The 3,155-nt window shown below is 63.2% G+C and carries 3 protein-coding genes; all 3 read left to right on the top strand.

Annotated elements, in window-relative coordinates; translation table 11 throughout:
* The coding region (locus L0G76_RS15030; protein WP_304357961.1) for a PDR/VanB family oxidoreductase at positions 1-855 on the top strand (855 nt) is incomplete at its 5' end.
* Between the two features lie 30 nt (positions 856-885).
* A complete protein-coding gene (locus L0G76_RS15025) occupies positions 886-2,133 on the top strand; it encodes a cytochrome P450 (RefSeq protein WP_304357960.1) in 1,248 nt (415 codons plus the stop codon).
* A 92-nt stretch (positions 2,134-2,225) separates the two neighbouring features.
* Positions 2,226-2,999 (top strand): NAD(P)-binding domain-containing protein, encoded by a 774-nt coding sequence (locus L0G76_RS15020; RefSeq protein WP_304357959.1) that lies wholly within the window; start codon positions 2,226-2,228, stop codon positions 2,997-2,999.
* Positions 3,000-3,155: the final 156 nt, after the last annotated feature.

Below are 3,155 nucleotides of genomic sequence, written 5' to 3'. Positions count from 1 at the left end.
CTGCCGGACTGGTCACCAGGTGCACACATCGACCTCATCCTTCCCAGCGGGACGGTGCGCCAGTATTCGCTGTGCGGTGATCGGTGGGATGGCCACAGCTATCGCATCGCCGTGCAAAGAGAAGAAGACGGCACAGGAGGGTCGAAGGAGATCCATCAGGTCGCCGCCGAAGGCGGCCACGTGCGCTTCGGCGGCCCCCGCAACAACTTCAGACTCGCCCCGGCCGAGCAGTACCACTTCATCTGCGGGGGAATCGGCATCACCGCCATCAGGCCCATGATCGATCAGGCCGAGCGGATGGGCATCGAATGGCGGCTGCTCTACCTGGGCCGCGACCCACTCCGCATGGCCTACCGCGACCTTGAGAATCGGTACCCCGCACAGGTGAGGACCCATACGACCGCGAACGGCAAACGTGCGAGCATCCGCGAGTGGCTCGGCGAGGTCGATGACACGTCAATGGTCTACGCCTGCGGACCGCAGTCATTGCTCGATGCGCTCCCATCAGAATGCGATCGCCTGCCGGACCAGAGGATCCGCGTCGAACACTTCACCAACGACAGTTTGAACTCAGCACCGATCCGCACCGACCCCTATGAGATCGTCCTCGACCGCAGAGGTGAGACCGTTCGTGCGGAAGGGCACCAAAGCGTCGCCGAGGCGCTCGGCGACGCTGGAATCGGCCTGATCACCTCGTGCTCCCGAGGTGTGTGCGGAACCTGCGAGCTGAGCGTGCTCGCCGGAGAGGTGGACCACCGCGACACGATTCTCGACGACGAGGAACGAGCGGCAGGCACCTGTATGTTCCCCTGCGTCTCCCGCGCTGCCAGCGATCGTCTCGTCATCGACCTCTGAGGTCGAAACTTCACCACGAAAGGCTCCGTCATGACTGCTCAACCGAAGACCACCTCGGCGGTGGACGCCTCCGTTCCTGTTCTCGACGATGTCGACCCGTTCGACGAGGAGGTACTCGCCGGGCCACACCACATGCATTCGATCATCCGTGATGCCGGTGACCTCGTCTACCTCACCAAGCACGACATCTACGCTGTGGCGCGCTATTCGCCCGTGCGCGAGACCTTGGAGAACTGGCAGGACTTCTCCAGTGCGGCTGGGGCCGGACTCGCAAACTTCCGCTATGAGGAGCCCTGGCGTCCGCCCTCGCTCCTGCTCGAGGCCGACCCACCTCACCACGACGCACCCCGGTCGGTCCTGCAGAAGATCCTCGGGCCGCGCCGCATCAGAGCGTTTGAGGATGAGTGGGATAGGACAGCGAACCAGCTCGTCGACTGTCTGCTTGAATATGGGGAGCGTGATGAGAACTCGGCCGTCGTCATCGATGCTGTGCCGAGCGTCGCCGAACCATTCCCGCTGTCGGTCTTCCCCGAAGCACTCGGTCTCAGCGGCGAAGGCCTGGACAATCTCCTCCCCTACGGCAATTTCGCGTTCAATGCCTTCGGCCCGAGGAACCGTCTCGTCACCGAAGCCCAGAAGACGATCGGGCCGGTGATGGAATGGGTCGGCGAGCAGTGCCCCAGGCATGCGCTCAAGGAGTCCGGCCTCGGGGCAGATATCTGGGCCGCCAGTGATGATGCCGATATCACCGAGGCACAGGCACCACTCATCGTCCGCTCCCTGCTGACGGCCGGGGTCGACACCACGGTCTACGGCATAGCCGCCGTGCTCTATCACCTCGCGGACAACCCGGATCAGTATCAGCGGCTGCGCGATGAGCCCGAACTGATTCGAGCTGCGATCGAAGAGTCACTGCGCCTCGAATCCCCTGTGCAGACCTTCTTCCGCACGACGACTCGTGATGTGCCCATCTCCGGCCATGTCATCCCTGAAGGCAAGAAGGTGCTCATGTTCCTCGGTGCTGCGAACAGAGATCCCCGTCGGTGGGCGAATCCCGACGAATTCGACTTGGGGCGTGACCCGTCGGGACATGTCGCGTTCGGGTCGGGAATCCATCAGTGCGTGGGACAGCACGTCGCCAGGTTCGAGGCAGCGTCCCTCCTGCAGGCGCTCGTGCCGAAGATCGAGCGCATCGAATTCTCGACTGCTCCCGAGAGGAAGATCAACAACACGCTCCTCGGTTGGAAGACGCTGCCGTTGAGACTGATCCCGGCGTAGAGTCTCCGCTGGTGCGGTCACCTACGCGGTGAAACAATGCCGAACAGGAGCACCAGAGCAACGTCGACCGACCAGAACGCGGGAGGACCATCATGAGCAGAACGATCGGGATCATCGGAGTCGGCGAGATCGCCTCGGCGATTGTCGAGGGCTCGTGTGCGAGCGAGGATCACCCGGGCTTCTTCCTCTCCCCCAGGAATGCGGAGCGTTCGGCACGGTTGGCGAGTGACTTCGACCGGGTCGAGGTCTGTGAGAGCAACCAGGACGTGGTCGATCGCAGCGACCACATCATCGTCTCTGTGCTGCCCCAACAGACCGAATCCGTACTCTCCGCACTCGACATTCCATCCGACCGCACGCTGATCAGTGCGATCGCAGGCGTCTCGGTCGAGGCGCTGTCTCCGCTGCTGCCGCAGAAGCCCTCAATCGTGAGGGTCATCCCCCTGCCGCCTGTACGAGAGCGCCAAGGCGTCACTGCCGTTTATCCCGATCACCCCCAGGTCGAAGAGTTCTTCGACGTCCTCGGCGGCACCGTCGTCGCGGAAACGGAGCAGCTCTTCAGCACGCTGTCGGCTACGACCGCGACGATGTCGGCCTACTACGCCTATCTCCAAACGATCGCCGACTGGCTCGTCAGTCAGGGGTGGGACAGGGGTGATGCCGATCGCATCGTCCGCGGGCAGTTCGCCGGCCTGGGCAACAAGCTCTCAACGACCGATTCCTCGTTCGCAGATCTCGTCGCCGGGCACGAGACCCCCGGCGGACTCAACGAAATGCTTCACCGAGAGTGGATGGACGAGAATAACGTTGCCGCGCTCTCGACCTCTCTCGACCGCGTCTTCGCCCGAGTGACCGGCAAGGACTGAGGACTCCGCAGCAACGCACTGTGCTCGCCGGCCCTCTGCGATCACCGCTGGAACGGATCCGAGGATCGCCGAGGTGCCCCGCAGGATGGGATTCTGCGAATGCAGAATTCGCTAGAATCAGCCTATGCCGCAGCACTCCCCGATCACAGTCTCGAT

Origin of the sequence: Brevibacterium picturae, from assembly GCF_030453725.1 — a bacterium.
Classification (GTDB): domain Bacteria; phylum Actinomycetota; class Actinomycetes; order Actinomycetales; family Brevibacteriaceae; genus Brevibacterium; species Brevibacterium sandarakinum_A.
This window is presented reverse-complemented; position numbering and strand designations above follow the sequence as displayed.

Bases quoted from the DNA above. Each gene is read 5' to 3' on its own strand.
- L0G76_RS15020 (WP_304357959.1), top strand. From the start codon at position 2,226: ATGAGCAGAACGATCGGGATCATCGGAGTCGGCGAGATCGCCTCGGCG.
- L0G76_RS15025 (WP_304357960.1), top strand. From the start codon at position 886: ATGACTGCTCAACCGAAGACCACCTCGGCGGTGGACGCCTCCGTTCCT.